Origin of the sequence: Pseudochrobactrum albidum, assembly GCF_051851455.1 — a bacterium.
Taxonomy (GTDB): Bacteria; Pseudomonadota; Alphaproteobacteria; order Rhizobiales; family Rhizobiaceae; genus Pseudochrobactrum.
The window spans coordinates 131371-155568 of sequence record NZ_JBPVTR010000020.1 but is presented as its reverse complement, the minus strand read 5'-3'; the positions used below and the strand labels follow the sequence as shown (position 1 = coordinate 155568).

The window sequence follows — 24198 nt, the reverse complement described above, 5'->3', positions numbered from 1 at the left end:
TAAAAAAGCCGGTGAAACGCACCGGCTTTTTTACTTTCACCCCATAGCCACATCATAAATCAGCTTCAGGTTAAGAATAATCACGGCAACAGCCACCACCCATGCACAGGCTGTCAGCCATAAAGGTGAGCGCAAGGCGCCCATTTTCTTGCGATCTGCGGTAAACATAATCAACGGCACAATGGCAAAGGGCAGTTGCAGGCTCAGCACCACCTGACTGAGGATTAAAAGATTGGCTGTACCTTTATTACCATAAATCAGTGTGACAATAATTGTCGGCACAATGGCAAGCCCGCGGGTAATCATCCGCCGCACCCATGGCCGCAGACGAAAATTGATAAAGCCTTCCATCACAATCTGTCCGGCCAATGTGGCCGTCACTGTGGAATTGAGCCCTGCACATAAGAGCGCCACACCAAAAAGCAATGGGGCGAGTGTGCTGCCAAGCAAAGGCGCAATCAGTGCTTCTGCCTGCTCAATCTCCACCACATCAATGCGCCCTGCCTTATGAAAAGTTGCCGCCGCCAGAATGAGAATGGAGGCATTAACCGCCAGTGCCAGCATCAGGGCAATGGAGGAATCCCATGTGGAATAGGAAATAGCCTCGCGCTTTTCCTGCGATGTGCCGCCATATTTGCGTGTCTGCACAATGCCCGAATGCAGGTAAAGATTATGCGGCATCACGGTTGCACCGATAATGCCAAGCGATAAATAAAGCATTTCCGGATTGGTAATAATTTGCGTTGTTGGGGCAAAACCACGGATCACCGCGCCCCAATCAGGATCGGCCAGTGCAATCTGCACAATAAAACATAAAGCAATAATGCCAAGCAGCACCAGCACATAGGCCTCAATCCAGCGAAAGCCCTTGCTTTGCATATAAAGCACCACAAACACATCCAGCGCGGTGAGCAACACCCCAAGCTCCAGCGGCATGCCGAATAAGAGATTAAGGGCAATCGCCGTACCGATCACCTCAGCCAGATCGGTTGCGCAAATGGCAATTTCCGCACCAATCCATAAAAACCACGCCATTGCTGGTGAATAGGCATCACGGCAGGCCTGTGCCAGATCGCGTCCGGTTGCCACCGCCAAACGGGTGCAAAGCGATTGCAGCAAAATTGCCATAATATTGGAAATCAGCGCCACAACCAGCAGCGTATAGCCAAAACGCGAGCCGCCGGCGATGGACGTCGCCCAATTGCCCGGATCCATATAGCCAACCGCAACAAGATAGCCAGGCCCGATAAAAGCCAGAAATTTCCGCCAGTTTTTACCCTGTTGCGGCACTGCGATTGTGCCATTTACCTCCTCCAGCGATTTGGCGCCTTGTTGCAAACGCCAGCCGGAGGCCTTTGCTGCGGGCAGAGCAGATTCTGCCAAAGGAAATTCATTATTTTTCATCAAAATATCATCATCGATTAATTGTTAATAAAAAGCATTTGCAACTAGGCGCTGTTTTTCATGCCCAGTCAAGAAAAAACATAGGCGAACGATTATAAAAAATGCCGGTCAAATAGCCGGCATTTTAAAAGGCAATTTATTTGGGGGCGTGGTTTTATTGCGGTTTGCCTTTTTCCCACATAACATCACCGCGATAAAGCGGCACGGTTGAAAGCGATGTTTTGGCAGAGCCATCCTGCACCTGTGAGGCATGGGCAAGGTAAATCAATGTGTTATTGGCCTGATCGTAAATGCGCGTTACCACCAGTTTTTTCCAGATCAGGCTGGTTCGCTCAGAAAATACCCGCTCCCCGGCTTTGCCAAGTTTAATATCACCAATAGTGATAGGGCCGGTCTGCTCACAGGAAATGGAGGCATTGGAAGGGTTCTCAAACCAGTTGCCTTTCTGCAAACGGTCAATCATCCCGCGTGAGAATGAAGCAAGATGACAGGTCACCCCCTGCACTTTCGGATCCTGCACCGCATCAATCACAATATCATTGCCAAACCAGTCCACCCCCACCTTGCCAATCTCTTCAGCCTGTGCGGCAGGATTGCCGGCCAAAACAGCCAGCATTGTCAAGGCTGCACATGCGGAAGCGGAAAAGAACTGTTTCATAAATGCTCTCCTGTTATCGGGGCAATGAATATAATAATCACATCACGGCCTTGCCTGCGCAGCAAAACCTGCCGCCAATGGCAGCCATTTATCCAGAAATGCATTGATCTCCATGGTCTGAATATCAGGCAGTGCTTTATAGATCAGCTCAACCGGCCATTCCCACCATGCGCTTTCCAGCAGGCGTTCAATGGTTTTTTCATCGAACCGCGGGCGCAGTATTTTTGCCGGCACACCCGCAACAATCATATAGGCAGGCACATCTTTTGTAACCACCGCATTAGCGCCAATCACAGCGCCAGTGCCAATATTCACCCCCGGCATAATCACCGCGCCATGGCCAATCCAAACATCATTGCCGATTGTTACCCTTCTGGAAGAGCGATAAGCGCGATAATCCATATCCACACCAATATGGCGGAAATATTCATTCGGCCTGTAGGTCATTTTATGCATGGTCAGGCGCTGCATCGGATGTTCCAGCGCATTAATCCGCACATGGGAGGCAATAGAACAGAAATGGCCGATCTCCGTGTAAATCCCCTCCCCGTTACGCTCCAGATAGGTAAAATTGCCGATACGCACATCACGCAGGATAACACGCTCGCCAATCTCTGTATATTGGCCAAGCCTGACAGATTTCAACTGCGCGCTCGGATGAATCTTCGGCTGCACATCGCGCGAAAACTGCATAATTTCTTCACTCATCCTGTTCCATTCCCGCACGGTTTTAAAAAAGTTTATCCGGCCACATTGCATCAAATTTCAGAAATTTCTGAAAATTCATTATTCGATGTAAAATTTGCCTGCGCCCTTTGCCAATTGCAATAAAAGCGGGTATAACGTCAATATGATGATAACAGACCGACAAGCCGATAATCTTGCAGCCAGACAGGAAGGCAGACACATATTCTGGATTGCCTGTGCGGTATTAGCTGCCGCTTTGGTTGCCGGTGCCCTGTTTGCCGGCTGGCTGAATTACAGCGACACCATATTCATGACAATGCTCATGGATGGCATATCATGGTGCTTCTGAGGATTTGATTTCATGCGTAAATATCTCCCTGCTCTGGTTTTGTTTGTGGCTGCCTTCACAATCGGCATAGTCGGTTTTCAGGCTTATCGGGACAAACAACTGGCTCAAGGAGAGGAGAGCGCCTATGGCGGCGCTTTTAAGCTCGTTGCCATGGATGGCCAGCCAATTACCGAGCAATCCCTGCGCGGCCACCCTTCAGCGGTGTTTTTTGGCTATACGCATTGTCCGGTTGTCTGCCCCACCACACTTTTTGAACTGGATGGCTGGCTGAAGCAGCTCGGCCCTGAAGGCAAGGATATACGCGGCTTTATGGTCAGTGTTGATCCCGAGCGTGATACACCGGAATATATCAGGAAATATATCACCAATGTATCCGATCGCATCACCGGCATCACCGGCGATCCTAAAGATATTGCAGCCATGCTGAAATCCTACAATATCTATGCCAAAAAGATTGAGGAAGACGGCGAAAATTACACCATGGATCACACGGCATCCATTCTTTTACTGGATAAAAACGGCCGCCTGCGTTCTACCATCGCCTATGGCGAACCGGCGGAAACCGCAATTTCCAAGCTGAAACGGCTGGCTGCCGGCTGATTGCGGCGTATAATATTCGCATCTTGTTGCGCCATATGCTAATGCCGTTTCAGAAACTGCGGAAACCGGATTCTCCGCCTGAAATTGCGCTAACACATAATGATAGAGCAGTTTTTCTGAGCAAGGAAAACTGCTCTCTTTATTTATTCAACTCCAATACAGAGAACCTTCATGGCACAGTATCGCTTATATCTTACCCGCGACAAAGATCAGGCTGAAAGGATTTTTGATCTTCTGGAGCCGGTTTTTGAAGAAGACGGCCTGCCGCTTGCCAATACAGAAATTGATGAAGACAAACAGATTTATGAAGTTTCGCTTTATACACAGGATAAAGCCGGCGCGGACAATGCCCTGCCCCGTATGGCCGCCTGTCTGGGCTTACAGCCGCAAGATATTTCCATTGAGGAATTACCGGATATTGACTGGGTTTTGCATTCGCTTGAAGGCTTGAAGCCGGTTCGTGCCGGACATTTCTTTGTGCACGGCTCTCACGACCGCGATAAATTGCAGAATGGTGATATTGGCATTGAGATTGATGCCGGTCTTGCTTTTGGCACCGGCCATCACGGCACCACGGCCGCTTGCCTTGAGATGATTGAGGAAATTGTGGAGCGTGAAGAGCCGCAAAATGTGCTTGATCTTGGCACCGGCAGTGCTGTGCTGGCAATTGCCGTTACCAGAATGCGCGATATTTCTGTTCTTGCCACAGATATCGACCCTGTTGCCGTTGATGTGGCGCAGGAAAATGTGGTGAAGAACGGGGCGGATAAATGGGTTTCAACCCTCACGGCAACCGGTTTTGACCATCCGCAAATGCAGGCGCGCGCACCATTTGATCTTATCATTGCCAATATTCTTGCCAATCCGCTGATTGAGCTGGCAGCAGAAATGCGCGCCCATGTGGCAGATCATGGCTCGCTGATCCTTTCCGGCATTCTGGAAACCCAGCGCGACAGTGTTTTACAGGCCTATCAGGCTGTTGGTCTGGAGCATCACAAAACAACCTGTAAGGAAAGCTGGGTTGCACTGCATCTGAAGCCGAAACTCTGACCAAAACAGTTTTTGCCACCGGAGAAAATACTTTATAGTCCGGTCTATCCGCAAATTTTCAGGATCTAAAATCGTATGTTTCAGAATTTTGAAGTCAGCAGCAATCCTGCAAACGGCGCGCCACGCGTTGCCAAACTGCGTGAAGAGATGAGCCGCCTCGGCCTTGACGGTTTTCTGGTGCCGCGGCCTGATGAACATCAGGGAGAATATGTGCCTGCCCGCGCCCAGCGCCTTGGCTGGCTCACCGGTTTTACCGGTTCTGCCGGCGCTGCACTGATTTTGCAGGACAAAGCTTATATATTTGTTGATGGCCGCTATACTTTGCAGGTGCGCAGCCAGACTGATCCGGCAGTTTTTACGATTGAGAGCCTCGTTGACAATCCCCCTGCAAGCTGGCTGGAGCAAAATGGCAAAGGCCTGACAATTGGCATAGATCCCTGGCTGCACACGATTGCTGAGACCCGCGCTTTAAAAGCCGCGCTTGAAGCACAGGGCGGAAAGCTGGTGGAAACAGAAGATAATCTTGTTGATCTCATATGGACAGATCAGCCGGCCGCACCACTGGAGCCGGTAACCATCCAGCCGCTGCAATATGCAGGGCAGGAGCCGCGTGCCAAACTCAGCCTTCTCAGTGAAGCCGTAGCCAAAGCCGGTGCCGATGCCACTATTCTTACTGATCCGTCTTCCGTTGCCTGGGCATTCAATATTCGCGGCCGCGATGTCAGCAACACCCCTTTGCCTTTAAGTTTTGCGCTTATTGCCGCCAATGGCGAGCATATTCTTTTTATCGACAAGCGTAAATTACCTATTGAGACAGAGGCCTACCTCACCCAGCTCACCAGAATTGTTGCCCCCAATCTTATGGAAAGCACGCTCACGGGCTTAGCCGCACAAGGCACTGTCTTTATGCTGGATCCGGCTTTGGCGGCAGAAAAGCTGCGCAATCTTATCACCACGGCCGGCGGCACGGTAAAGGAAGGCGCGGATCCTGCCCGCCTGCCCCGCGCTGTCAAAAACAAGGCCGAGCTTGACGGCTCACGCGCAGCCCATGAGCGTGATGGCGTGGCTATGGTCAAATTTTTCACATGGCTGGATAAGCAACCCGCAGGCAGTGTGGATGAAATAAGCGCCGCCAAACAACTTGAGGAAAGCCGCCGCACTGTGGGGGAAATGTTCCAGAAACCATTGGAAGACCTGTCTTTTGACAGTATCTCCGGTGCAGGGCCAGATGGCGCCGTCATCCATTATCGCGTGAATACCCAAACCAACCGCACACTCAATGAAGGTGAACTTTATCTGATTGATTCTGGTGCACAATATCGTGACGGCACCACAGATATCACCCGCACGGTTGCTATTGGCAAAGTGCCGGATTTTGAGAAAAAAGCCTTCACCCTTGTGCTCAAGGGCATGATTGCCTTATCCCGCCTGCGTTTTCCGGCCGGCACCCGCGGTCAGGATATTGACGCCTTTGCCCGCAATGCATTGTGGCAGCATGGTTTTGATTATGCCCATGGCACCGGCCACGGTGTTGGCTCCTATCTCGCTGTTCATGAAGGGCCGCAGAGCATCTCTAAACGCGGCGCACAGGAACTCAAAGCCGGCATGATACTGTCCAATGAGCCTGGCTATTACCGTCCGGGCAAATTTGGCATCCGTATTGAAAATCTGATCATTGTCAAAGAAGCGGAAATGATCGAAGGCGGCGATATTGCCATGCATAGTTTTGAAACACTCACCTTCTGTCCTATTGACCGCCGTTTGATTGATGTAAGCCTGCTCAATACAGATGAACGGGCATGGCTGAATGATTATCACGCGCAGACCCGCGCCAAGCTGCTGCCCCATTGCACAGAAGAAGAAAAAAACTGGCTGATCGCCGCAACAGAAACCCTGTAAAACACATCAGTGCAAAATATAAAACCGGCGATTAGGCCGGTTTTATATATTCTTATATCTTACGCTTTAATAAGGCATATATTGGCGCAGCAACACAATCAGCACCCCGCCAAAAATACACAGCGGGATAATGCCAATGCGAAATGCCGCCACTGTGCATACAGCCATAGTAACAAACTCTTTCCAGCCGGCATTAAAAGCCGCAGGCGCAACAAGCGTGGTCAGCACAGCCGCAGGCACGGCATTGAGCCCCGCTTCAACCCGATAATGAACGCGCGCAAATTGTGAAAGAATAAGATGCCCGCCAATACGGGTAATATAGGTTAAAACGGCTGCGCCAAAAATAATCCATACAGTCAGGCTCATTGCGCCGCCTCCCTTGCAACCGCAGCCGGTTCATCATCCAGTGTAATCACATTTTCACGCCCTGATTGCGGCCTGGCAATAAGTACAGCCACAACAATGCCGCCAATTGCGCCAATGCTGACATGCCATGGCGACCCGATCCAGAAATAAGCCGCAACAGATGTCACAGAGCTGGCAGCCACAACCGGCAGCCAATTGGCGCGGCTGCGAAATCCCATGACCAGACCAAGAAAATAGATCGGCAACAACATATCAAGGCCGACAGCCTTGGGATCACCGATAAGACTGCCAAAAGTTGCGCCAAGATAGGCTTCAATCACCCACATAATATAAAGCGGTGCCGCCAGCCCCATATACCAGATAAAGCTGACCGGCAGTTTCTGCTCAGCCCGTTTCTCACTCTCGGCATATTGCACATCGGTAAGAAAGAAAAAGGCAATAATCTGCTGCAATGGCGTAAAATGCCTGATCAGCCTTCCGGTGCCTGCGGAATAAAGCACATGGCGGAAATTCACCGCAAAAATTGACAGTAAAATCATCCATGGCGCCACATGATGGCCAAACAGCTCCATTCCCACCAATTGGCTGGCACCGGCAAAAAGCATGGCGCTCATCAGCACCGATTCCCAGACATTAAAGCCATTATCAACAGCCACAACACCAAAGAGCAGACCAAAGGGTGCGCTGGCCAAAGTAACTGGAATTGCGCGTTTTACGCCGTCCATAAACAATGCCACATTGGTGGCAGGTGCACAGGTCTGCCCCTGCACCAGATTTTCCGGATTGCATCCATCCATTTTCATGACCAGTATTTTTATCAGCACAGCCCTTGCCATGCTGGTTTTCGATAATGATCTCACAAAATCATTATGCCAATTTTCCGCAACGCATCACCGCAGACGGGCAAACAGCCAGCTGCCGGATTAAGCGTAAAGATTATAGTGAAATGCAGCACGCTCTGGTTAGGAATAGGCTGATGCATAAAACCAATCAAGTGCGGCACAAACACCTCTGCACCGCTCTTCTCCCGCTGCGGCAGCTCCTGCACCGCCTGAGCACCCGCGCAAACAGCTGTCGGGCTCCCTATTCTGCCCCCACCAATTCAAACCAGGCATCTTCATCAATCACTTTAATGCCCAGTTCTGCGGCTTTGGCAAGTTTTGAGCCGGCGCCGGGGCCTGCAACCACCAGATCGGTCTTTTTTGAAACAGATCCAGCCGCTTTTGCACCATAACGCTCGGCCATGGCCTTAGCCTCATCACGCGACATGCGCACAAGCGAACCGGTAAACACAATTGTCTTGCCCGCCACGGGTGAGCCGCTCACAATTTCGTAAACCTCATCCAGCGGCGTCACCTCTGCAAGCAAAGCTTTGAGCACATCTGTGTTATGCGGCTCCTGATAAAAATCCACAATGGCTTCTGCAACAATTGTGCCAATGCCTTTCACATTGGTCAGTTCACACCATGCTTCATTGCCCTTATCGCTCTTGTCTTGCGGTACGCAAGCTGCCTGTGCCACCTCTGCCAATTTTTGATAAGAGCCAAAAGCACGTGCCAGTTTTTTGGCATTAACCTCACCAACATGGCGAATACCAAGCGCAAACAAAAAACGGCCAAGAGCTATCTGCCGCCTTTCATTAATCGCCGCATAAAGTTTGCGCACGGAAGTTGCGCCAAAACCTTCAATATTCTCCAGTTTTTTAAGCGGCGATGCTGCCTGCCGCCTTTCAAGCGTAAAAATATCTGCCGGTGTGCGGATTTTTAAAGCTTCATCCTTAGCGTTGAAGAAAAACTCAACCTGTTTTTCGCCAAGCCCCTCAATATCAAAAGCGTTGCGTGATACAAAATGACGAATACGCTCAACTGCCTGCGCCTCGCAGATCAGCCCGCCGGTGCAACGGCGCACGGCTTCGCCTTCCTCGCGTGCCGTATGGCTGGAGCAAACAGGGCAAAGGCGCGGAAATTCATAAGCCACGCTCTGCACAGGGCGTTTATCCGGCACAATATCCACAATCTGCGGTATCACATCGCCGGCACGCTGTACAATCACCGTATCGCCAACCCGGATATCGCGCCCCTCGCGCAACACATTGCCCTTCTGGTCAAACCCGCGAATATAATCCTCATTATGCAATGTGGCATTGGTCACCACCACACCGCCAACCGTAACCGGCTCAAGCCGTGCCACAGGCGTTAAAGCGCCGGTACGGCCAACCTGAATATCAATCCCTTTGAGAATGGTAAAAGCCCGCTCAGAGGCAAATTTATGCGCAATCGCCCAGCGCGGGCTGCGCGAGATAAAGCCAAGCCGCTGCTGCAGCCCCAAATCGTCAACCTTATAAACAACACCATCAATATCATAGCCAAGTGTGGCGCGCTGCTCCTCAATAGCGTGATAATGGGCAATCAGTTGCGGCACGCTCTCAAAACGGCGCATCAGCGGATTGGTAATAAACCCGTAGGATTGAAACTTTTCCACCATGCCCATTTGTGTTGCGGCCGGCAGTTTGCTCACCTCACCCCACGCATAGGCAAAAAAACGCAGCTTGCGGCTGGCGGTGATTTTGCTGTCAAGCTGGCGCAGCGATCCCGCAGCCGCATTGCGCGGATTGGCAAAAACGGGCTTGCCGTCTTTTTCCTGTTTTTCATTAAGTGCCGCAAAATCAGTATGACTCATATAGACCTCGCCGCGCACCTCCAGCACATCGGGCACATCACCCTTCAAAACCTGCGGAATATCAGCGATTGTGCGGGCATTATTGGTGACATTTTCCCCCACCGAACCGTCACCACGCGTGGCGGCACTCACCAAATGCCCCTGCTCATAACGCAGCGAGAGCGACAATCCGTCAATTTTCGGTTCTGCGGTTATGCCAAGGGGTGTGCCGGGCATAATTTTAAGAAAACGATAAATCCTGCCGACAAACTCCCCCACATCCTCATCGCTGAAAGCATTATCCAGCGATAACATCGGCACATTATGGGTAATTTTGGAAAATTTTTCAGAAACCGCAGCGCCAACTTTCAACGATGGCGAATCTGCACGGACAAGATGGGGAAAACGTTGTTCAATCGCCAGATTGCGGCGGCGCAATGCATCATATTCCGCATCAGAAATAACCGGCGCATCCTGCGTATTATAGAGGAAATCATGTTTGGCAATGGCTTTTGCCAATTGCGCAAGTTCGGCTGCCGCCTGTTCTTCAGTCAAATTTTCAACGCTGATTTCGCTCATTGTCAACCCGTCTCCGTTTGCGGATTGAATATAACACCAGCGTTAAAAATCAAATATTCAATTATACCGGTTGCATGGCGTTTTCCCGCAGCAAACGCTCGGCAGCAGCGCGGGCTTCATCGGTTACACTGGCACCGGCAAGCATGCGGGCAATTTCCTCCTGCCGCTCATCTGCCCCCATTACGCGCACAGAAGTGCGCATCTGCTCACTCTCCCCCGGTGCCTTGGCAATCAGAAAATGCGTGCTTGCCCGTGCGGCAACCTGCGGCGCATGGGTAACTGACAACACCTGCACATTGGCAGAAAGCCGCGCCAGACGCTGGCCGATTGCATCGGCCACAGCCCCGCCCACACCGGTATCAATCTCGTCAAACACCAGTGTCGGCGCTGAACCGCGATCGGCAAGGGCAACCTTAAGCGCCAGCAAAAAGCGTGACAGCTCCCCCCCTGAAGCCACCTTCATCATCGGCCCTGCGCGGGTGCCCGGATTGGTGCGCACCCAATATTCCACATTATCAATACCATCAGCATTACGGTTTTCCGCATCTGTTTCGAGATTGACAATAAATTCCGCGCGCTCCAGCTTCAGCGCCGGCAATTCCTCACTCACAGCCTCAGTCAAGGCCTGGGCGGCCTGCCGGCGCTCTTTGGATAAGTCTGCCGCCGCCGCATCATAGGCTGCACGCATTGAAGCGGCCTGCTTTTCCAGCAATTCCAGCTTTTCCGCACCGGCATCAAGATCAAGCAAATCCGCATCCATCTTGTCACGCAATGCAGCAAGATCCGCCACCGGCACAGAATATTTGCGCGATGCCGCACGCAAGGCAAAAAGACGTTCCTCAACGCTTTCCAGTACCCGCGGATCAAAATCAATCTCGCGCATGGCCGCATCAATCCCGCCTTGCGCATCGCCAAGACGATCCAGCGCCTCATCAATTGCATTGATCACCGGTTCCAGCAAATGCGGCGCTTCCGGCATTTTGCGCTCCAGACGGCGCACCAGTGCCGCCAGCATCGGCACCGGCGATTCATGACCTGAGAGCAGGTCATTTGCCTCACTGATATCGGCGGCAATTTTTTCAGATTTCATCATCAATGCGCGCTTTTCAGCCAGTTCATCTTCTTCGCCAATTTGCGGATCAAGCTTATCAAGCTCCTCCGCCGAGGCGCGCAGATAATCTGCCTCACGTGCCGCAGCCTCCACTTTGGCGCGGTGTTTCACCAAAGCGTTTTCACTGTCACGCCATTGCTTATACAGCACACGCAACCGGCCGGCCTTGCCGTCCAGCCCGCCAAAAGCATCCAGCAATATACGGTGCAGATCTGTATCAATCAGCGCGCGGTCATCATGCTGCCCATGAATTTCCACCAAGTGGCGGCCAAGCTCACGCAACAGGCCAACACTTGCCGCCTGATCATTGATAAATACCCGTGAACGGCCATCACTATTCTGCACGCGGCGCAGAATAATATCGCCGTCATCATCAATCTCATTCTCTCTGAGAAAAAGCCGTGCAGGATGATTGATGCCTACATCAAAAACCGCTGTCACCTGCCCCTGATCTGCACCATGACGCACAAGCGATGCATCGCCTCTGGCGCCAAGCGCCAGAGACAGGCTGTCCAGAAGTATAGATTTACCGGCACCGGTTTCACCGGTCAGCACAGATAAACCCTCACGAAACTCGATATCAAGTTTCTCAATCAGAACAATATCACGGATCGACAGTTGCGCCAGCATGGCTGCCTTTATTGAAAAATCAAGCGCCGCCCGTAATGAGCGCGGATGCTTTGGAGAGCCAGGAGCCCTTGTTTTCACGCGGTTCAAGGCCACCGCCCTGCAAGAGCTTGTAAGAATCCTTATACCACGGGCTGTCGGGGAAGTTTTTGCCAAGCACTGCCGCCGCGGTCTGCGCTTCCGAGGTCAGCCCCAGAGCATAGTAGGCTTCCACCAACCGTGCCAATGCCTCTTCCACCTGCCTTGTATTGGAATATTGCTCAACCACATTGCGGAAACGCTTGATCGCGCCCAGATATTCCTTGCGTTCCAGATAGTAACGGCCAACCTGCATATCCTTACCGGCCAGCTGGTCACGGGCAAAACGGATTTTGGTCTTGGCATCTTCCACATATTCCGATTTAGGAAAGCGGTCGACCACCTCCTGCATCGCGGCGATAGCACGGCGGCTTGCCGCCTGATCACGGGTAACATCCGGAATCTGGCGGAAATAGCTCAAACCAATAATATAATAGGCATAGGCCGATTCATCAGAAGTAGGATAAAGCGTATTATAACGCTTGGCCATGGAAATGGCCTCCTCATAATTACCCTTACGGTAATTGGTAAAAGCGGCCATCACCAGTGCTTTACGCGCATATTCAGTATAAGGATGCTGGCGGTCAATTGCGGCAAATTTTTTCGCAGCTTCATCAAGGCGCCCCGCATCCAGATTGGCCAGCCCCTCATTATACAGCTTGTCTGCCGGATCAATGCTTTCGACATATTTTGTCAAATCAACATCTTTATCGCCCGAAGCACAGCCGGCAACGGCCATAGTCAACACAACAGAACCAGCAGCCAGAACCCGCCTGGTCATTTTGCAAATTTGAGAACCCTCAGCATCAAAAAATTTGGCTGAATTATCTGGGAATTTAGAAATCGTCATGCTGTCTCCGGTATTTCGGCAACATAAATCACGGGCAAATCATTCCTGTGTCAGAGGGTTCATAAACCATAGCTGAGAACAATCGGCAATGTTTATACAAGTTTATTCGTACTGCAGCGAGACTGCAATGCCTGCCGGCAACGTCTTTTTTCACCTTTATGGCTTTTAAGCATAAAATACCCGCACAAACCAGCCTCACACGCTTTGTTCAATGTTTAAACTGCATGTCTTCGCGGCTCAATTATGGCTGATGACAGGCTGGGCGAAAGAATCATCCGGTGCAAGACCGTGTCTTTTGCTATATTTTCTTTTAATTTGGAGGATTTTGCGGGCTCTGCTCCTGTACCTCAAGACGAAAATGTTCTTCCCGCTCCAGAAGCGCCTTTACCAGTGCCGCATTAAGCTTGTGTCCGCCGCGATAAGAGCGGAACAGCCCCCTGAAACGATAACCGGCCAAAGCCAGATCCCCAACGCTATCCAGCAATTTATGGCGCACAAATTCATCCGGATAATAAAGCCCCTCCGGATTAAGAACCTGCCCGTCATCGCCAATAGCAATAGAATTTTCCAGCGATGAGCCAAGCGCAAGCCCCATAGAGCGCAATTTTTCCACATCCCGCATAAAACCGAATGTCCGCGCCCGCGCAATTTCAGCGGTAAAAACAGCCCTATCGAGATCAAAGCTGAAAGACTGGCGGCCAATGGCGGCTATAGGAAAATCAATCTCCACCTCATAACGCGTGCCATTATAGGGGCGCAGCTCTGCCCAGCTCTGCCCGTCTTCCACCCGCACCGGCTGCAAAACCGTCAATATATTGCGCGCCTTGTTCTGCTCTGACAAACCGGCTTCTGCAAATGCCGCCATAAATTCAGCCGAACCGCCGCCCAAAATCGGCACTTCCGGTCCGTTAATTTCAACAATAAGATTATCAATACCGGCAGCCGTGACTGCCGCCATAAGATGCTCGATTGTGCTGATGCCAAAATCTGCAGGGCCGACAGATGTATTCAACATGGTTGAACCAAGCTGCGAGGACAGCGCCGGTATTACCTGCCGCCGCCCCTCTCCGTCATCACGGATAAAGACAATCCCGTTATCAACCGCTGCCGGACTGATTTGCAATTCAACCGGCTTGCCGCCATGAACGCCAAAACCAGAAAGAAAAACAGGTTCAGCCAGTGTCTGCTGCATTTTTGTCATCTGATTTCCAATAATTTTCCGGCACAACCGGCTTCAATTTATCAATCTGTCCAATATCCGTCTGATATTGCATTCTTTTGACACTAATCAGGCCGATGCAAAAAATCCGGCCGGACAAAATATAAAATCAGACACTATATAAAATTTGCCGCCTGTCATCTCAACCTTGCAATCCATAAAAAAGCACCGCGCCCTTTTTAAAAAGAACACGGTGCAAATAAAAGCAAAAGGGCAGAGCTTTTCCTCATTTCAAACATGCGAAAAAGCCTGTTATCGTCTTCAGTTCCTGTCTCCCGAAACGATCAGACACTTCGGGAGACCATATTCACTTTTCATCAATTGGCCTGACGGCGCAGGAAGGCCGGAATTTCCAGCTGGTCGTCATCGGAAGCCATACGCGGCTGCGCACGTCCCTGACCATCAAGCTGACCGCTGCGCGGTGCATAGATTGATGCATCCTGAGACAATGGACGGCGCGGCTCCGGAGCACATGCCTGCATTGGTGCTGCCGGCATTTCACGCTTTTGTGCCGGTTCCAGACGGGCTGTAGGCTGTTCTTCTTCACGGCGTGACAGGCTGGCTGTCAGCCGGCGCAGAAGGCCAAGCGGGCCGCGTTCTTCATGCGCCGGGGCAGACTGTGCCATTGGCGCACGGCGTGCATTCATTTCTGCCTGAATAACCGGCGGAAAATCTGAAACGCTGGGCATGCGCGGCGCCTGACGTGGCGGCTGCGGAGCCAGAACAGGATCAGCATGCTGCTGCGGCTGGAACTGCGGCTGCGGTGCAAGATTATGGGCAGCCTGCTGCAGTTGCGGCTGGAGCGGAGCCTGCATTTGCGGGCGCGGCGCTTGCGCCTGCTGGCGCATTTCCATCATTTCCGGTGCAGGAGCCTGAAAGATCCGGCTCTGCGGCTGAAAACCGGCATCATTGGTTGCAGCCGGCGCTGTATAGCTGTGCTGCTCCCCCTCGCCCAGATGCAGGGATGGCTGGGCGGCAACCGGCTGTTCAACAGGTTTGGCCTGTGCAACCGGCTGCTGAACCGGAGCCTGAGCGGCTGGCTGTACTGCCGGTTTGGCTACTGGTTTTGCCGGCTGGCGAAATTCCAGCGGCGCAGGCGCCGCATCTCCGATCTGCTTGTCAATTCCGGTAGCAACGACAGAAACGCGGATCACGCCCTCAAGACCTTCATCAAAGGTCGCACCGAGAATGATCATTGCATCCTGATCAACTTCCTCACGGATACGGGTAGCAGCTTCGTCAACTTCAAACAAGGTCATATCACGGCCGCCTGTGATCGAGATCAACAGGCCGCGCGCGCCGCGCATGGATGTTTCATCCAGCAGCGGATTGGCAATGGCAGCTTCAGCGGCGGCAATTGCACGGCCATCGCCGGAAGCCTCACCGGTCCCCATCATCGCCTTGCCCATTTCACGCATGACAGAGCGCACATCAGCAAAGTCGAGATTAATCAGACCTTCTTTGACCATCAGATCCGTGATGCAGGCCACACCGGAATACAAAACCTGATCAGCCATTGCAAAGGCATCGGCAAAAGTGGTTTTGTCATTAGCGATACGGAAAAGATTCTGGTTTGGAATGACGATAAGCGTATCAACATTCTTCTGCAGTTCTTCAATGCCCATATCCGCCGTTTTCATGCGGCGCTGCCCTTCAAAGTGGAAAGGCTTGGTAACAACACCAACAGTCAGAATACCTTTTTCGCGCGCGGCGCGGGCAACCACCGGTGCAGCGCCGGTGCCGGTACCGCCACCCATACCGGCGGTAACAAAGCACATATGCGTGCCGTTAAGATGATCGTTGATTTCATCAATGCATTCTTCTGCAGCGGCACGGCCGACTTCCGGCTGGGAACCTGCACCCAACCCTTCCGTCACGGCTGCGCCGAGCTGGATAATGCGTTCCGACTTGGACATTGTCAGCGCCTGTGCATCCGTATTGGCCACGACAAAATTCACGCCGCGCAAACCCGCATTGATCATATTGTTGACAGCATTACCGCCACCGCCGCCGACACCGAAAACGGTGATGCGCGGCTTCAGCTCGGTGATATCCGGCTTTTGCAGATTAATTGTCATCAGTTTCGTTCCTTTTGCCTTTCACCGCTTTGCCGCCGCGGTGCAGTATTCTGATTTATTTTTTTACACTTACCCCGGAGAACCAGGCCGCATTATCTTGAAATTATCCGGTCATTTACCATGATTTGGCAAAAATCCCAGAGGCTTATCGGCTTGAAATAAAAAAATCTCAAACCTTTGTTTCAAAACTGTTTTCCCTCAAAAATACGCTCAGGAAAACGGCGGTTCCCCTTTTTAAAAAACACCTTACGCAAAACCTTCAAAAGCTTTGACGCAAACCCTGTCTTCACACAAAATCAGGAAGAATTCCCCCTGATCAGAAACTTGTTTTCAGCCATTGGCCAACACGGGATATACGCCCGCCCGCGCCGATCAACCGCCCTCCTGCGGCCGCCCGGACCGACCGCTCCTCAATACCCGCCACCTGCGGATAAATCAGCAGGCCAACCGTTGCCGAGAATGCCGCGCCTTTTGCCGATTCCGGCAGGCCGGCAATTCCCAGCGGACGCCCGATACGTACATTGCGCGCCAAAATACGGCGTGCCACTTCCGGCATGCCCGTCAACTGGCTTGCACCGCCTGTCAGCACAACACGCTTGCCAACAATATGGCCAAGACCCGATGCATTGAGCCGGTCACGAACCAGCTCCAATGTTTCTTCAACACGGGCACGAATGATACGGGTGAGAACTGAACGCGGATACTGGTTTGGCACATCGCGATCATCATCGCCGATCGGCGGCACGCTGATAAGATCACGGTCATCGGCAGCACTTGGCAGCGCCGAACCATACATGACCTTGAGCCGTTCAGCATCTTCCATACGGGTGGAGAACCCGCGCGCCACATCCATTGTTACATGCATGCCGCCAATAGCAATGGCATCTGCATGAATAAATTTTCCTTCCGAGAATACAGAAATTGTGGTCGTACCGCCGCCCATATCAATGCAGGCTGCGCCCATTTCCGCTTCATCATCCACCAAAGCCGCAAGGCCGCTTGCATAAGGTGTGGCAACAATCGCCTCAACGGAAAGGTGACAGCGGTTAATGCACAGTTCCAGATTGCGCAGCGGCGCACTATCAGCAGTCAACACATGCATATCAACGCCAAGACTGTCGCCAAGCATGCCCAAAGGATCACGAATGCCGCGCTCACTATCCAGCGTATAGCCAATAGGCAGGGAGTGCACCAGATGGCGCTCTGCCTGCAAAGCCTGTTTGGCGCCGGCTGCCAGCACGCGGCGGATATCGGCTTTTTCAACATCATGCCCGCCAAGATCAATGCTGGCATTGAATGTTTCGCTTTTCAGGCGGCCTGAAGAAATATTCACAATCAAGGATTCAACCGTCAGGCCGGCCATGCGCTCAGCCGCATCAACAGCCAGACGGATTGACTGTTCCGCAGCATCCAGATCAATCACCACACCGGATTTTACACCGCGCGATTTTTGATAGCCGATACCCAGCACTTCCATGCGATGTGTACGCCCGGGCAAAAACGCACTCTCATCACGCGGCCGCAACCGTGCAATCACACAGGAAACCTTGGATGAGCCGACATCAAGCACTGTCAGAAGCCGCGTGCGGCGGCTGCCTGATGCTGAACCGGAACTGTTTTTGGATCCCCAGATACTCATACGCGCCTGCCCGCTGCCTTGGCAGCCTTTTCACGGTCTTTCAGCATTTTTTCACGGTTTTCCATACCGCTTGGCGTAAGCTGAACCGTCACACGATCATCCAGCCGCATATCAAGGCTGAGAATATCGCGTCCGAGAATATTCTTGGTGCGCTGCAATGTCTCCACTTCTGCCAGAGCCCGCTTCACATCATGCTCCGGCAGCATAACCCGCACACCATTATCAAAAAGCAGATCCCAGCGGCGGTCAGATACCCGCGCATAAGCACGCACTTTTGCCGCAAGATCAGGATAGGCGGCAACCGTTTCAATAAAAGCCTTGCCGCGCTTTTGCGCGCCCTCTCCCACCACCAGCGGCAGCGTTGCATAGCGTGCGCCATTAAGCGGCACAATCGGCTCGCCCTTCTCATCCACCAGCAACAAATCACGGCCGGATTGCCAGACAGCAAAAGCCTTGCGCTCCCGCAGCGACACCACAACCGACCCGGGATAAACCTTACGGATCTCAACACCGGCCACCCATGGCAAGGCCTCAATCGCCTTGCGGGCATCATCAGCATTAAATCCAATCAGCGAGGTCTCACCATCCAGACCAAGTTTTTCAAGAATATCAATTTCGGAGGTTTCATAATTGCCGGAAACAGACACATTTTCGATAGCAAAGCCCAGCGTTGAAGCAGTCGCCTTGACAACCTCATGGGTATGATTGCCAACAACCATGCCATAAAGGCCGGTCGCGGCAAAAAATCCGACCAGACCAAAGGTGCCGGCATAGCGCGGCACCCGCACCCCGCCGCCAAACAGGCGCGAGGCAACACGAAACGGCTTACGCAGAAAACGCGGCAAAACAAAAGCACCGTGCGATGATGCACGAGACATCATCACATCACGATCACCCCTGTCATATCTCGCCTTTAACGCATGCACGAGGCATCCTCCACCATCCAGCTCAACAACTCACCGAATGAATATCCTTCAGCCCTGGCAATATCCGGCACCAAGGAGGTTGGCGTCATGCCGGGCTGCGTATTCACTTCAAGCCAGATCAGCTCACCATCGCCGGCGCCGTTCTCATCAAAACGGAAATCAGAACGACTCACGCCGCGACATCCGATTGCCTGATGTGCCTGAAGTGCCATTATTTGAATTTTTTGGTAAATATTTGGTGAAATTTTCGCAGGACATTCATGCCGCGAACCACCATCAGCATATTTTGCATCATAATCATAAAAGGAATGCGTCAGCGGAATAATCTCACACACCCCAAGCGCACGATCACCCATAACAGCGCAGGTCAGTTCACGGCCGGCAACATAGCGTTCAACCAAAACCTCATCGCCATATTTCCACTCATCCGAGCCAAGAATTTGCGGCGGCGCATCCTGCCCCTCACGCACAATCACCACACCAAAACTGGAACCCTCGCGCACGGGCTTCACCACATAGGGCGGCTGCATCGGATGTTCAGCACCAATGTCAAAACGATTCATCACGCGCGATGGCGCAACAGATACTCCGGCAGCGGCGGCAACAAGCTTTGCACGCCCCTTATCCATCGCCAGAGCAGAAGCCATGACACCGGAATGTGTATAAGGAATTTGTAAATATTCAAGAATGCCCTGAACGGCGCCATCCTCACCAAAAGGCCCATGCAGAGCGTTAAAAGCAACATCAGGCTTCAATTCAGCAAGAACGGAAGCCACATCGCGATCAACATCCACCCGCGTCACACGATAGCCCTGCTCCTCAAGTGCTTTTGCACAGGCAGCACCAGAGGAAAGACTCACCGGACGCTCCGATGAAAAACCACCCATCAAGACAGCAACATGTTTACCTGTCATCGGAAGCTCATCCCCTCTGTAACAACAAAAACACTCAAAATAACTTTCGGCCGGCTCACGCATATCAAAACGATATACGAAACATTCTGCTCTCCCCCTTTGGCTCCTGCACCCCGATCCGGAAACCGCCATTTCAAGACAATCGTCCGGCACTCCGGCGGAAACATTTTCCGCAGAAACCCAAGGCAATGAAACTTGCCGACCCAAATCACTAACGCTTGTTCCCTATAAGAATCAGAGAGTTGATTCTCTGGCAAGCCCTTACAAAAAGCTGCGAATCAAAAAACCGAATCATTATTTAGACAACACATTGATTTATTAAGAATTTTTAGCAATTTATTGTCTTAAAAATTTATTTTAGAGAAATACGAGGGTTAGACTCTTGACAAGGGCAAATCACCCCAGAAACCACCTTTTCCAAAAAGCCGAAACCAAATCACCGCCGCCCTGCGAAACAGGAATGCGGCGGTGATAAAAGTCATTTTTTTAAATTTTAGCAAGATTATAAAAATTACAGGAAAACAGGCAAAAATACCTCAATCGAGGAATTCGCTGATTTCGCGCCCTTCAATAAACCGGCCAAGACGGCGAATTTCCCAATGCAGTTCGATACCGGAATTTGCCCGCACCTTATTGCGCACAGTCTCGCCCAGTAATTCCAGATCATAGCCGGTGGCATTGCCGCTATTGATCATAAAATTGCAATGCATTGTTGACATATGCGCACCGCCGATTGTCAGGCCACGGCAACCCGCCTTATCAATTTCCTTCCAGGATGATGTGCCGGCCGGATTTTTAAAGGTGGAACCGCCGGTTTTTTCTCGGATTGGCTGCACAGTTTCACGATGGTTCTGCACCTCATCCATAGCTGCGCGGATAGCGGCCTGTTCACCACGCACACCTTCAAACAAGGCACTGGTAAAAATCAGATCTTTTGGCGCAGAACAATGGCGATAGGCATAACCCATATCCGCATTGCTCAGAATATGCAGATTACCCTTACGGTCGAGCGCACGCACCTCCACAACACGCTCACAGGTTTCCACCCCGTTTGCACCGGCATTCATGCGCAATGCACCGCCAATTCCGCCAGGTATACCATGATAAAAATGAAAACCGGCAATACCGGCCTCAAGCGCGGCAGCAGCCACACGTTTATCCGGTGTGGCCGCACCGGCACGCAGACATGTATCCGATACGCGCTCAACCTCACCAAACCCCTTGGCAGACAAGCGGATAACAAAGCCCGGTATCCCCCCCTCACGCACCAGAAGATTGGAACCGATGCCAACAACCATTACCGGAATTTCTTCCGGAACATTTTTCAGAAATTCCGCCAGATCCTCTTCATCAGCCGGCTGAAACAAAACCTCTGCAGGGCCGCCGGCACGAAACCATGTAATCTTATCCATGCCGGAATTGGGCGTCAGGCGTCCGCGCACAGCCGCCAAAGGTTTTTCAAGCCGCGCCAACAGCGCCTCACCATCGAGCTTTACAGCCATATTCAACACTCTTTCTTAAAGCGATCCGGACTTCAAATTTTCCGGATTATAAGCATCACAACAATCCGGATAGGTCAGGAAAAACACGGCAGGATCAAGGCATTCCCCAATCATTGCCCGTGTTTTTATATATCAAACAACATCAACACACCCTGCAGGCTGCCAGACATCGCCACCGCCAAGCTGCACGGGCAGTGCATAAGCCACCCGCACTGCTAATCAGGCAGCATCACCACCGCCAAGCTGCACGGGCGGTGCATAAGCCACCCGCACTGCTAATCAGGCAGCATCACCACCGCCAAGCTGCACGGGCTGTGCATAAGCCACCAGCACTGCTAATCAGGCAGCATCTCAACCGCCAACCTGACATGTCGGTTCATAAGCCAACCGCTCTGCTAATACGGGTGCATGTAGTACTGCATTGTGCACGTGCTTTGCATAAGCCACCCGCACTGCTAATCAGGCAGCATCGCCACCGCCAAGCTGCCTGGGCAGTGCATAAGCCCATTGAGTGATATTGCCTGCGCCAAGAAATACAACAAAATCGCCTTCCTGCGCTAATTCTTTAATAGTTTCCGGCAATTGTTCAGGCGTCTCCAGATAGCGGGCATCGCGGTGGCCGGCCGTTTTAATACGGCTCACCAGAGCTTCAGCGGTCACCCCTTCTATAGGATCCTCACCTGCGGTATAAACCGGCGTGATCAACACCGTATCCGCATCATTGAAACAGGTGGAGAACTCATCAAACAGGCTTGCCAAACGTGTAAAACGATGAGGCTGGGCAATGGCAATCACACGTTTTGGCGCGGCCTCACGGGCGGCTTTCAACACGGCTTTGATTTCCACCGGATGGTGGCCGTAATCATCAAATATTTCAACACCGTTCCATGAGCCTGTATGGGTAAAACGGCGCTTCACACCACCAAAGCCTGATAACCCCTTGCGAATATCCTCGGCACTCAGGCCAAGCTCATGGGCAACAGCAATGGCAGCCGTAGCATTGGAAACATTATGGCGCCCCGGCATCGGCAGGCGCAAATCTTTAATCTCAACAGTTTCGCCCTTACGGTCACGGATAACCACGTCAAACACCGAAACCGCGCCATCCATATGGTGATTGGAAAAACGCACATCGGCCTGCGGGTTCTCACCATAGGTAATCACACGGCGATCCTCAATACGGCTGACCAAAGCCTGCACTTCCGGATGATCAAGGCACATCACGCCAAAACCATAGAAAGGCACATTTTCCACAAACTGGCGGAAGGCGGCACGCACATTATCAAATGAACCGTAATGATCGAGATGTTCCGGATCAATATTGGTGATCACCGCAATATCGGCAGGCAGTTTGAGAAAAGTGCCATCACTCTCATCTGCCTCAACCACCATCCACTCACCTTCCCCCATGCGGGCATTGGTGCCATAGGCGTTGATAATGCCGCCATTAATCACTGTCGGATCAAGGCGCCCTGCCTCCAGCAACGTGGCAACCATAGATGTGGTCGTGGTTTTGCCATGTGTGCCGCCAATGGCAATGGCCTGACGGAAGCGCATCAGTTCTGCCAGCATTTCCGCACGGCGCACAATCGGCAGCAGCCTCTCCCGCGCCTCGACCAGTTCCGGATTATTCTGGCGTATTGCCGTGGAAACCACAACCACATCGGCCTTGCCGATATTCTCAGCCTTATGGCCTACAAAAACCTCAATGCCCTTATTCCGCAGGCGCTGCACATTGGCGCTGTCTGCCTGATCTGAGCCCTGCACCTTATAGCCCAGATTATGCAGCACCTCCGCAATGCCGCTCATGCCAATGCCGCCTATGCCGATAAAATGAACCAGACCAATATTCAGGGGCATTTTCATGCGCGTTTTCCTCTCTTGAAATCAGCAACAGACAATCCCGCTGCAATAGCCTTGGAAAGATCAGCAAGCAACCGTGCTGCATCCGGCTTGCCCGCACTTTTTGCACGCGCGGCCATATCTGTCAGTCTTTGCGGCTCATTGAGTGCGGCAATAAGAATTTGTGCCAGTTTTTCCGGTGTCAGATCAGCTTGACGAATCACCTCGCCGCCGCCAGCCCCTGCCAGCGCTTGCGCATTGGCTGCCTGATCATGATCCAGCGCAAAAGGAAACGGCACCAGCAGGCTCGGGCGGCCGATAGCCGCAATTTCAGAAACTGTGGAGGCGCCGGAGCGCGACAAAACAAAATGCGCCTGTGCCATCATTTCCGGCAAATTGGTAAAAAACGGCGCAACCTGCGCTTTGACTCCCAGTTTTTCATAAATCTTGCGGCATTGCGCCTCATCCTCCGCCCGTGCCTGCTGGGTAACAAACAGGCGCTCCCGCTCTTCCTGCTCCAAAAGCGCAATGGCCGCTGGCACAACAGTTGAAAAATATTGCGCACCCTGACTGCCGCCAAAAACCAACAGGCGAAACAGATCAGGCGCGGCAGAAGGCTTGTAGGCAATATTGGTTTGCGCCAAAACGCTGGGGCGCACCGGATTTCCCGTTTGCACGGTTTTATCCGCATAAGCGCCGCCCTCAACCGGCAAAAACCCACCGGCAATTGCCGTCACACGCGAAGACAGGCCTTTATTGGCGCGCCCCATTACGGCATTTTGTTCATGAATAAGTGTCGGAATACCCATCCGCGATGCAGCATAAAGCGGCGGCAAGGTCGGATAGCCGCCAAAGCCTGCAACCAGTTTGGGCTTTAAACGGCGGAATAATTTGCGGCAATCAAGATTACCCTGCCACAGGCTGTAAAATGTTTTTGCCAATGCCAGCGGATTTTTACCGGCAATGGTTGCCGAGCGCACCACATGCACATGTGTGTCTGCAAAGCCGGAGACAAAACGCTGTGCCCGTTTATCGGTCACCAGATGCACTTCATAGCCGTCTTTTATCAGCTCATGCGCCAGCGCCTCAGCAGGAAACAAATGCCCGCCCGTACCGCCAGCCGCCAAAACGATCACATCTTTTGTCGTCATTATCCGATCTT

General features: G+C 52.1%; 21 protein-coding genes. 4 read left to right on the top strand and 17 right to left on the bottom strand.

Annotated features, from left to right (window positions below; translation table 11 throughout):
• Positions 1–36 precede the first annotated feature (36 nt).
• From ACSTTO_RS05310 to ACSTTO_RS05300, 3 genes are all read right to left on the bottom strand, one after another.
• Positions 37–1404, bottom strand: coding sequence for an Nramp family divalent metal transporter (locus ACSTTO_RS05310; RefSeq protein ID WP_439272094.1), 1368 nt, complete (start codon positions 1402–1404; stop codon positions 37–39).
• Positions 1405–1558: 154 nt separating this feature from the next.
• The gene (locus ACSTTO_RS05305; protein ID WP_439272190.1) at positions 1559–2020 is read right to left on the bottom strand and encodes a CreA family protein; all 462 of its coding nucleotides are present in this window, start codon (positions 2018–2020) and stop codon (positions 1559–1561) included.
• A gap of 84 nt (positions 2021–2104) precedes the next feature.
• Entirely contained in the window at positions 2105–2770 is a 666-nt protein-coding gene (locus ACSTTO_RS05300; protein WP_439272093.1) for a DapH/DapD/GlmU-related protein, read from the bottom strand.
• A gap of 142 nt (positions 2771–2912) precedes the next feature.
• On the opposite strand from ACSTTO_RS05300, the gene ACSTTO_RS05295 reads away from it, so the two are divergent.
• The 4 genes from ACSTTO_RS05295 (at position 2913) to ACSTTO_RS05280 (ending at position 6647) form a co-directional block, all read left to right on the top strand.
• The gene (locus tag ACSTTO_RS05295) at positions 2913–3098 is read left to right on the top strand and encodes a hypothetical protein (RefSeq protein ID WP_439272092.1); all 186 of its coding nucleotides are present in this window, start codon (positions 2913–2915) and stop codon (positions 3096–3098) included.
• A gap of 12 nt (positions 3099–3110) precedes the next feature.
• Positions 3111–3698 carry an SCO family protein gene (locus ACSTTO_RS05290; RefSeq protein WP_439272091.1) on the top strand — a complete coding sequence of 196 codons (588 nt, stop codon included), beginning with the start codon at positions 3111–3113 and terminating at the stop codon, positions 3696–3698.
• Between the two features lie 171 nt (positions 3699–3869).
• Positions 3870–4748 carry a 50S ribosomal protein L11 methyltransferase gene (locus tag ACSTTO_RS05285; RefSeq protein ID WP_439272090.1) on the top strand — a complete coding sequence of 293 codons (879 nt, stop codon included), beginning with the start codon at positions 3870–3872 and terminating at the stop codon, positions 4746–4748.
• A gap of 75 nt (positions 4749–4823) precedes the next feature.
• Positions 4824–6647: an aminopeptidase P family protein gene (locus ACSTTO_RS05280; protein ID WP_439272089.1), complete on the top strand. Its 1824-nt coding sequence runs from the start codon at positions 4824–4826 to the stop codon at positions 6645–6647.
• Positions 6648–6713: 66 nt separating this feature from the next.
• On the opposite strand, the gene ACSTTO_RS05275 is transcribed toward ACSTTO_RS05280, so the two are convergent.
• The 14 genes from ACSTTO_RS05275 to murG all read right to left on the bottom strand — a co-directional run bounded on the left by ACSTTO_RS05275 (position 6714) and on the right by murG (position 24187).
• A complete protein-coding gene (locus tag ACSTTO_RS05275) occupies positions 6714–7013 on the bottom strand; it encodes an AzlD family protein (protein WP_439272088.1) in 300 nt (99 codons plus the stop codon).
• A complete protein-coding gene (locus tag ACSTTO_RS05270; protein WP_439272189.1) occupies positions 7010–7738 on the bottom strand; it encodes an AzlC family ABC transporter permease in 729 nt (242 codons plus the stop codon). The genes ACSTTO_RS05275 and ACSTTO_RS05270 overlap by 4 nt, the downstream gene beginning before the upstream one ends.
• A gap of 131 nt (positions 7739–7869) precedes the next feature.
• Positions 7870–8061 (bottom strand): hypothetical protein, encoded by a 192-nt coding sequence (locus ACSTTO_RS05265; protein WP_439272087.1) that lies wholly within the window; start codon positions 8059–8061, stop codon positions 7870–7872.
• Between the two features lie 35 nt (positions 8062–8096).
• Positions 8097–10250: an NAD-dependent DNA ligase LigA gene (gene ligA / locus ACSTTO_RS05260; protein ID WP_439272086.1), complete on the bottom strand. Its 2154-nt coding sequence runs from the start codon at positions 10248–10250 to the stop codon at positions 8097–8099.
• A gap of 61 nt (positions 10251–10311) precedes the next feature.
• Complete coding sequence (gene recN / locus ACSTTO_RS05255) at positions 10312–11991, bottom strand: DNA repair protein RecN (RefSeq protein ID WP_439272188.1); 1680 nt, start codon at positions 11989–11991, stop codon at positions 10312–10314.
• Positions 11992–12010: 19 nt separating this feature from the next.
• The gene (locus ACSTTO_RS05250) at positions 12011–12856 is read right to left on the bottom strand and encodes an outer membrane protein assembly factor BamD (RefSeq protein ID WP_439272187.1); all 846 of its coding nucleotides are present in this window, start codon (positions 12854–12856) and stop codon (positions 12011–12013) included.
• A 370-nt stretch (positions 12857–13226) separates the two neighbouring features.
• Positions 13227–14117: a UDP-3-O-acyl-N-acetylglucosamine deacetylase gene (lpxC, locus tag ACSTTO_RS05245; protein ID WP_439272085.1), complete on the bottom strand. Its 891-nt coding sequence runs from the start codon at positions 14115–14117 to the stop codon at positions 13227–13229.
• Positions 14118–14452: 335 nt separating this feature from the next.
• A complete protein-coding gene (gene ftsZ / locus ACSTTO_RS05240; protein WP_439272084.1) occupies positions 14453–16213 on the bottom strand; it encodes a cell division protein FtsZ in 1761 nt (586 codons plus the stop codon).
• Between the two features lie 316 nt (positions 16214–16529).
• Positions 16530–17852: a cell division protein FtsA gene (ftsA, locus tag ACSTTO_RS05235; RefSeq protein WP_439272083.1), complete on the bottom strand. Its 1323-nt coding sequence runs from the start codon at positions 17850–17852 to the stop codon at positions 16530–16532.
• Entirely contained in the window at positions 17849–18778 is a 930-nt protein-coding gene (locus ACSTTO_RS05230) for a cell division protein FtsQ/DivIB (RefSeq protein WP_439272082.1), read from the bottom strand. Before ACSTTO_RS05230 ends, ftsA begins: the two co-directional genes overlap by 4 nt.
• A complete protein-coding gene (locus tag ACSTTO_RS05225; RefSeq protein ID WP_439272081.1) occupies positions 18766–19692 on the bottom strand; it encodes a D-alanine--D-alanine ligase in 927 nt (308 codons plus the stop codon). The genes ACSTTO_RS05230 and ACSTTO_RS05225 overlap by 13 nt, the downstream gene beginning before the upstream one ends.
• A gap of 536 nt (positions 19693–20228) precedes the next feature.
• Positions 20229–21194, bottom strand: coding sequence for a UDP-N-acetylmuramate dehydrogenase (gene murB, locus ACSTTO_RS05220; RefSeq protein ID WP_439272080.1), 966 nt, complete (start codon positions 21192–21194; stop codon positions 20229–20231).
• Positions 21195–21653: 459 nt separating this feature from the next.
• Positions 21654–23060, bottom strand: a complete 1407-nt coding sequence (gene murC / locus ACSTTO_RS05215) for a UDP-N-acetylmuramate--L-alanine ligase (RefSeq protein ID WP_439272079.1) — start codon at positions 23058–23060, stop codon at positions 21654–21656.
• A complete protein-coding gene (gene murG / locus ACSTTO_RS05210) occupies positions 23057–24187 on the bottom strand; it encodes an undecaprenyldiphospho-muramoylpentapeptide beta-N-acetylglucosaminyltransferase (RefSeq protein WP_439272078.1) in 1131 nt (376 codons plus the stop codon). The genes murC and murG overlap by 4 nt, the downstream gene beginning before the upstream one ends.
• Positions 24188–24198 lie beyond the last annotated feature (11 nt).

Coding starts and splice junctions, on each gene's coding strand:
- ACSTTO_RS05310 (WP_439272094.1), bottom strand. CDS start 1,404: ATGAAAAATAATGAATTTCCTTTGGCAGAATCTGCTCTGCCCGCAGCA.
- ACSTTO_RS05305 (WP_439272190.1), bottom strand. CDS start 2,020: ATGCTGGCTGTTTTGGCCGGCAATCCTGCCGCACAGGCTGAAGAGATT.
- ACSTTO_RS05300 (WP_439272093.1), bottom strand. CDS start 2,770: ATGAGTGAAGAAATTATGCAGTTTTCGCGCGATGTGCAGCCGAAGATT.
- ACSTTO_RS05295 (WP_439272092.1), top strand. CDS start 2,913: ATGATGATAACAGACCGACAAGCCGATAATCTTGCAGCCAGACAGGAA.
- ACSTTO_RS05290 (WP_439272091.1), top strand. CDS start 3,111: ATGCGTAAATATCTCCCTGCTCTGGTTTTGTTTGTGGCTGCCTTCACA.
- ACSTTO_RS05285 (WP_439272090.1), top strand. CDS start 3,870: ATGGCACAGTATCGCTTATATCTTACCCGCGACAAAGATCAGGCTGAA.
- ACSTTO_RS05280 (WP_439272089.1), top strand. CDS start 4,824: ATGTTTCAGAATTTTGAAGTCAGCAGCAATCCTGCAAACGGCGCGCCA.
- ACSTTO_RS05275 (WP_439272088.1), bottom strand. CDS start 7,013: ATGAGCCTGACTGTATGGATTATTTTTGGCGCAGCCGTTTTAACCTAT.
- ACSTTO_RS05270 (WP_439272189.1), bottom strand. CDS start 7,738: ATGGACGGCGTAAAACGCGCAATTCCAGTTACTTTGGCCAGCGCACCC.
- ligA (WP_439272086.1), bottom strand. CDS start 10,250: ATGAGCGAAATCAGCGTTGAAAATTTGACTGAAGAACAGGCGGCAGCC.
- recN (WP_439272188.1), bottom strand. CDS start 11,991: ATGCTGGCGCAACTGTCGATCCGTGATATTGTTCTGATTGAGAAACTT.
- lpxC (WP_439272085.1), bottom strand. CDS start 14,117: ATGACAAAAATGCAGCAGACACTGGCTGAACCTGTTTTTCTTTCTGGT.
- ftsZ (WP_439272084.1), bottom strand. CDS start 16,213: ATGACAATTAATCTGCAAAAGCCGGATATCACCGAGCTGAAGCCGCGC.
- ftsA (WP_439272083.1), bottom strand. CDS start 17,852: ATGAGTATCTGGGGATCCAAAAACAGTTCCGGTTCAGCATCAGGCAGC.
- ACSTTO_RS05225 (WP_439272081.1), bottom strand. CDS start 19,692: ATGACAGGTAAACATGTTGCTGTCTTGATGGGTGGTTTTTCATCGGAG.
- murB (WP_439272080.1), bottom strand. CDS start 21,194: ATGGCTGTAAAGCTCGATGGTGAGGCGCTGTTGGCGCGGCTTGAAAAA.
- murC (WP_439272079.1), bottom strand. CDS start 23,060: ATGAAAATGCCCCTGAATATTGGTCTGGTTCATTTTATCGGCATAGGC.
- murG (WP_439272078.1), bottom strand. CDS start 24,187: ATGACGACAAAAGATGTGATCGTTTTGGCGGCTGGCGGTACGGGCGGG.